The sequence below is a fragment of the Segeticoccus rhizosphaerae genome, from assembly GCF_009192725.1.
Taxonomy (GTDB): domain Bacteria; phylum Actinomycetota; class Actinomycetes; order Actinomycetales; family Dermatophilaceae; genus Segeticoccus; species Segeticoccus rhizosphaerae.
Window position 1 is genome coordinate 1 of record NZ_VOHR01000237.1, and the last position, 5,898, is coordinate 5,898.

8 protein-coding genes are annotated in these 5,898 nt (G+C 70.0%); all 8 read right to left on the reverse strand.

Features of this window, described 5'->3' with window-relative positions; all coding sequences use genetic code 11:
- Window positions 1–94 precede the first annotated feature (94 nt).
- On the reverse strand, window positions 95–1,069 hold the full coding sequence (lgt, locus tag FRW57_RS15975) for a prolipoprotein diacylglyceryl transferase (RefSeq protein WP_137122020.1): 975 nt from the start codon (window positions 1,067–1,069) through the stop codon (window positions 95–97).
- Window positions 1,066–1,800 (reverse strand): DsbA family protein, encoded by a 735-nt coding sequence (locus FRW57_RS15980; RefSeq protein ID WP_152186460.1) that lies wholly within the window; start codon window positions 1,798–1,800, stop codon window positions 1,066–1,068. Before FRW57_RS15980 ends, lgt begins: the two co-directional genes overlap by 4 nt.
- Before the next feature lie 18 nt (window positions 1,801–1,818).
- Window positions 1,819–2,319, reverse strand: a complete 501-nt coding sequence (locus FRW57_RS15985; RefSeq protein WP_238384722.1) for a DoxX family protein — start codon at window positions 2,317–2,319, stop codon at window positions 1,819–1,821.
- A complete protein-coding gene (trpA, locus tag FRW57_RS15990) occupies window positions 2,316–3,122 on the reverse strand; it encodes a tryptophan synthase subunit alpha (RefSeq protein WP_152186461.1) in 807 nt (268 codons plus the stop codon). The genes FRW57_RS15985 and trpA overlap by 4 nt, the downstream gene beginning before the upstream one ends.
- Window positions 3,119–4,324, reverse strand: a complete 1,206-nt coding sequence (gene trpB / locus FRW57_RS15995) for a tryptophan synthase subunit beta (protein ID WP_152186462.1) — start codon at window positions 4,322–4,324, stop codon at window positions 3,119–3,121. The genes trpA and trpB overlap by 4 nt, the downstream gene beginning before the upstream one ends.
- A 71-nt stretch (window positions 4,325–4,395) precedes the next feature.
- On the reverse strand, window positions 4,396–5,208 hold the full coding sequence (trpC, locus tag FRW57_RS16000; protein WP_137122017.1) for an indole-3-glycerol phosphate synthase TrpC: 813 nt from the start codon (window positions 5,206–5,208) through the stop codon (window positions 4,396–4,398).
- Window positions 5,209–5,250: 42 nt separating this feature from the next.
- Complete coding sequence (locus tag FRW57_RS16005) at window positions 5,251–5,529, reverse strand: HGxxPAAW family protein (RefSeq protein ID WP_203230364.1); 279 nt, start codon at window positions 5,527–5,529, stop codon at window positions 5,251–5,253.
- Between the two features lie 49 nt (window positions 5,530–5,578).
- Window positions 5,579–5,898, reverse strand: a 320-nt coding sequence (locus FRW57_RS16010; RefSeq protein WP_162529384.1) for a Trp biosynthesis-associated membrane protein, incomplete at its 5' end; no start/stop codon positions are given.

Below are 5,898 nucleotides of genomic sequence, written 5' to 3' on the forward strand. Positions count from 1 at the left end.
CCACCTCATCTATCACACGAGCAACATGCCGGTGAATTCCCAGTCTCACACAGTCGACACGCGGGACCAGCAAAAACTAAGTGCGGCTGTAGTACTAGGGGCTCGAGTCGTCGGAGTTCTTCGACGCGGTGGCGGTATCTGTCGCGCTGGTGTCTGCAGTTTCTGCGCTCCCGGCAGTGTCGGCGGTGCCCGCGTTATCGGTCGGTTCGGCCGGTCCGGTAGCAGGGACGGTGCGGGGGGCGCCGTCGGGGTGGCGGCGGCCCGCGACGAGGAAGCCGATCAGCCCGGCCAGGAACACGAGGGCACAGACCCAGACGTTGACCCGTTGGCCGAAGATGTGGTTGGCCGGGTCGGTGCGCATCAGCTCGAACACGACGCGGCCGACCGGGTAGAGCATCACGTAGAGAAAGAAGGCGCGTCCCCTGCCGAGGCTTCGGCGACGGTCGATCAGCACGATGGCCGCCGCGATGAGCAGGCACCAGATCGCCTCGTAGAGGAACGTCGGCTGGAAGGTGCCGATGACGATCGGCTGACCCGCCGCGTTGCGCACCGCCGCGCCGGCGCTGTGGTCCCACTCATGGATCTGCAGGGCCCACGGCACGTCCGTGGCGTGACCGTAGAGCTCGTTGTTGAAGTAGTTGCCCCACCGACCGAACGCCTGCGCGACCAGGATGCCGGGAGCGGCCGCGTCGGCGAAGTCGAGGAAGGCGACGTTCTTGCGGCGACACCCGATCCACGCGCCGACGGCGCCGAAGGCGATCGCGCCCCAGATGCCGAGGCCGCCGTGCCAGATCTTCAGCGCGTCGATCGGGTGGCCGCCCTCGCCGAAGTAGGGCTGCCACGTCGTGATGACGTGGTAGATCCGGGCGCCGACGATCCCGAACGGCACCGCCCAGCCGGAGATGTCCAGCGCCACACCGGTCGAGGCGGCACCGCGGTCGTACAACCGGCGACCCGCGACCCACACCGCCACGATGATCCCCGCGAGGATGCACAGGGCATACGCCCGTAGGGCGAGCGGCCCCAGCCACCAGACGCCCGTCGACGGGCTGGGGATGCTCGTGATCACTTCGTGGCGGCCTTGACTGCCTTGTCGAGCGCGCTCGGGTCCTGCATGAAGGAGTTCATGGTCTGGTTGGAGACCGCCTTGCCGTTGATCTTGACCGTCGGCGTGGAGAAGACGCCCGCCTTCTCGGCCTGGGTCTGGACGTTGTTGACGTAGTTCTTGTAGGTCTGCGCGTCGACGCACTGGTCGAAGGTCTTCTTGGCGTCGCCCGTGATCCCGGCTGCGGCCCCGAACTGCTTGAGCTGGGCGTCGGTGTAGCCCACACCCTCCTGCGGCTGGTTGGCGAAGACCACCCTGCGGAAGTCCACGAACTTGCCCTGGTCGTCCGCGCAGTAGGCCGCGTTCGCCGCACGCACCGAGTCGTCGGTGCCCGGGCGGTCGAGGATGGTCATCGGGTGGACGACCAGCTTGATGTCACCGTTCTTGGCGAGCTTGTCGAACTCCGCGCCCGATGCGGTCTCCAGGTGCTTGCAGAAGGGGCACTGGAAGTCCTCGAAGAGATCCACGGTGGGCGCATCCGAGGATGCCTTGCCGGGGTAGGCCACCACACCACCACCGTTGGACAGGGCGTTGGCCGACCCCCCGGCGCTGCTCTTGGACTGCTCCGCGTTGACGATGACGACGACCACGATGACGATGATCGCGACCGCGGCGATCACGGCACCGATGAGGACCTTCGAGGGTCCGTCCTTGGGTCTGTTGGCGGCGAGCTTGGCAGAGGCGTCGGGACGCATGGTGAGAGATGCTCCTTGTCAGAACAGTCGTCGGTCGAGGCTGAAGGTGGTCCGAGGTCGCACGGTCAGCCAGCCAGCGCAGATCACCAGTCCGATGTCGCGCAGGATCTCTGGTAGGTAATTCGTCTCAGCGGCCGGAATAGTTCCCCCGCCGCCGAAACAACCACATTCGATGGTCAGGCCGCGGGCCCAGGCGGACGCGATGCCGATGATGAAGGCGATCATCAGCAGACCGCCGATGACTGCGGCGATGCGGGTGAACAGGCCGAGGATGAGCAGGACGCCCGCCACGATCTCGACGATCGGCAGGACCAGGCCCACGGTGCCGGCCAGGTCGTAGGGGAGGATCTGGTAGGCGCGGACGGCGCGCTCGGCCGCCGTCGGGTCGGTGACCTTGAGCAGCCCGGCGACCAGGACGACGCCGCCGAGGATCAGGCGGGCCGCCAAGCCGATCAGGTCCAGGACGAGGGGTTTGCGCGAAGCTCCCGCCATGGTCTCCGTCTCGCTGGTCCCACTCATCGCGTGTGTCCTTCCCGCGCCCCGAGCGCCAGTTCTCGCACGACCGCCTGCAGCCCCGCGAGGCCGTCCGCCGGCGCCGCGGCATCGGCCAACTGACGCACCAGGGCAGAACCCACGATCACCCCGTCCGCAAACCCGGCCACCTGGGCGGCCTGCTCTCGGTCGGAGACCCCGAGCCCGACGCAGACCGGCAGGTCGGTGACCTTGCGGGTGCGCTCGACGAGAACGTGGGCCGCGTCGCCGACGCTGGCGCGCGCTCCGGTGACACCCATCGTGGAGGCGGCGTAGACGAAGCCGCTCGTCGCCGCCGTGGTCAGGGCGAGGCGCTCGTCGGTGGAGCTGGGCGCCACGAGGAAGATGGGGTCCAGGTGGTGCCGCTTCGCCGCTTCGAGCCACTCGCTCGCCTCGTCCGGGATCAGGTCCGGCGTGATCAGGCCGGAACCACCAGCAGCGGCGAGGTCGGCGGCGAAGCGCTCCACGCCATACCGCAGCACGGGGTTCCAGTAGGTCATGACCACGACCGCTGCGCCGGCGTCGGCGACGGCGCGGACCGCGGTGAACAGGTCCCGCAGCCGGACACCGCCCGCCAGTGCGGTCTCGGCAGCATGCTGGATCACCGGGCCGTCCATCAACGGATCGCTGTAGGGGACGCCCACCTCGATGACGTCGGCCCCGGCCTCCACGACAGCGGTCATGGCCTCGATCGACCCCGGCACGTCGGGGTAGCCGACCGGCAGGTAGCCCACGAGCGCGGCACGCTCCTCCTCGCGCGTGCGGGCGAGGACGTCGGACAACCGGGTCACGACTGGCTCTCCCCGTCCTCGACGAGGCCGAACCAACGCGCGGCGGTGTCGACGTCCTTGTCGCCCCGCCCGGAGAGGTTGACCAGGACCACGCCTTCGGGCCCGAGCTCGCGGCCGACCTCCAGCGCGCCGGCCAGCGCGTGGGCGCTCTCGAGGGCCGGCAGGATGCCCTCGGTGCGGCACAGCAGCGCAAAGGCGTCCATCGCCTCTTTGTCGGTGATCGGGCGGTACTCCGCGCGGCCGGAGTCGCGCAGGAAGGCGTGCTCCGGACCGACGCTGGGGTAGTCGAGCCCGGCCGAGACCGAGTGGGACGGAAGCGTCTGACCGTCCTCGTCCTGCAGCACGTAGGTCTGTGCCCCGTGCAGCACCCCCGGTATGCCGCCGCTGAACCGGGCGGCGTGGTGGCCGGACTCGATGCCCTCACCGCCGGCCTCGAGCCCGATGAGGCGGACCGACGCGTCATCGATGAAGCGGTGGAAGATGCCCATGGCGTTGGACCCTCCACCCACACAGGCGCAGACGGCATCGGGCAGGCGGCCCACCAGGTCGAGCACCTGGGCCCTGGCCTCCACGCCGATGATGCGGTGGAAGTCGCGCACCATCTCGGGGAAGGGGTGCGGACCGGTCACCGTGCCGATGAGGTAGTGCGTGTCCCCGACATTGGTCACCCAGTCACGCATGGCCTCGTTGATGGCGTCCTTCAGGGTGGCGCTGCCGTGGGCGACCGGCACGACCTCAGCACCGAGGAGCCGCATCCGAGCCACGTTGAGCGCCTGTCGCCGGGTGTCCTTCTCGCCCATGTAGACCGTGCACGTCAGCCCGAGCAGGGCCGCCGCCGTGGCGCTGGCCACCCCGTGCTGGCCGGCGCCGGTCTCGGCGATGATCCGCGACTTGCCCATCCGCCTCGTCAGCAGGGCCTGGCCGAGCACGTTGTTGATCTTGTGCGAGCCGGTGTGGTTGAGGTCCTCCCGCTTGAGCAGGACCCGAGCCCCGCCGGCGTGCTCCGCGAAGCGAGGCACCTCGGTGAGGATGCTCGGTCGACCGGTGTAGGTGCGGTGCAGGCGCTCGAGCTCGCCCTGGAACGCTGGGTCGGTGGCCGCCTTGAGGCGTGCCTCGTCGAGCTCCTCCAGCGCCGCGACCAAGGCCTCCGGGACGAAGCGACCGCCATACGCTCCGAAGCGGCCCGGGTGCTCCGCCGCCATCATGTCGTCTGGTCGCGCTCCTCGGCGGCGGGTCGCTTCGCTCCGTCCTCGCCGCTCGTCGTCGCCGCTCATCATGTCCCCTGGTGGCGCAGGGCCGGGTGTGCTCCCGCCGCGACCAGGTCGGCGACGGACTCGCGTGGGTGCCCACCGGTGACCAGGCTCTCACCCACGAGCACGGCGTCGGCACCCGAGCGGGCGTAGTCCATCACGTCGTAGGGGCCGCGCACGCCGGACTCGGCGACGCGGACCACACCTGACGGGATCCGGGGCGCCAACGTGGCGAAGGTGCCACGGTCGACCTCCAGCGTCTTGAGGTTGCGCGCGTTGATGCCGATGACCCTCGCTCCGGCGTCGACGGCTCGGTCGAGCTCGCTCTCCTCATGGACCTCGACCAGAGCCGTCATGCCGAGCGACTCGGCTCGCTCCCGCAGCCCGACCAGGGCGTCCTGCTCGAGGGCCGCGACGATGAGCAGCACGAGGTCGGCGCCGTGGGCGCGGGCCTCCCACAACTGGTAGCTGGACACGATGAAGTCCTTGCGCAGGACCGGGACGTCCACGGCTGCACGCACCGCGCGAAGGTCGGCGAGGCTTCCGCCGAAGCGGCGACGCTCAGTCAGGACGCTGATGATGCTGGCACCGCCGTCGGCGTAGTCCGCTGCAAGACCCGCCGGATCGGCGATCATCGCGAGGGCGCCCTTGCTCGGGCTGGTGCGTTTCACCTCGGCTATGACGCCCACGCCCGGCATCCGCAACGCGGCGAGCGCGTCTCGGGCCGGGGGCATCTGGGCGGCCTGGCTCCTCAGGTCGTCCAGAGAGGTCTCGGACTGGCGATCGGCGAGGTCGGCCCGGACACCCTCGAGGATCTCGTCAAGGACTGTGGACACCGGACTAGGCTAACCGGCAGGGATCCTGACTCCGAATCCGCCTCACTCCTGCGTCTGCTGGCGGGCCTGCGACGCATCAGAACTCTGGGACTTCGAGCCCGAGGCGGCGGAGTGCTTGTGCTCGGCCGCGTCGACCCCGAAACCAGCCATGGCCAGCACCTTCCCCGCGACCAGCCCGAGGGCACAGACGACGACCCCGACGATGTCGAGCCACACGATCCCGAAGCCGATGCCGAAGCAGATCACCGCCGCCCCGACGAGCAGGACGCCGACCGCCGTCCAGGCTGCGACGCTCTGACCGTCATCGTGATCTGCAGCCATGGTGGCGTTCTCCTTGCGCTGTCGAGTGGTGGCCTTGGGCGTCATTGTGTCAGGCAGAGCCGTCGCCGCGGTGACGACCCTCCGGCTTCGGCCTGCCGGGCACGTCCCGGCCGGCGTCATCCCGGGTCGGGTCCGAGCCTTCGGACAGCTGGTCCCACGCGCTGCGCGCCCGGGGCTGGGCGGCTGGCGCGTCATACCGCTTCGAGAGCCCGCTCCATCGCCGGCCCGCAGCCAGGGCAAGCACCCCGCCGACGCCCATCGCCAGGCTGGCCGCCGCCGCGATCCACGGCCACACGGTGGCGTGGCCGCTGGCCGGCACCGTGCCGGTTCGCCCGGTCGTGGTGGCGGCCAGCTCGACCGGGCGAACCG

Bases quoted from the DNA above. Each gene is read 5' to 3' on its own strand.
- FRW57_RS15980 (WP_152186460.1), bottom strand. From the start codon at position 1,800: ATGCGTCCCGACGCCTCTGCCAAGCTCGCCGCCAACAGACCCAAGGAC.
- FRW57_RS15985 (WP_238384722.1), bottom strand. From the start codon at position 2,319: ATGAGTGGGACCAGCGAGACGGAGACCATGGCGGGAGCTTCGCGCAAA.
- trpB (WP_152186462.1), bottom strand. From the start codon at position 4,324: ATGGCGGCGGAGCACCCGGGCCGCTTCGGAGCGTATGGCGGTCGCTTC.
- FRW57_RS16005 (WP_203230364.1), bottom strand. From the start codon at position 5,529: ATGGCTGCAGATCACGATGACGGTCAGAGCGTCGCAGCCTGGACGGCG.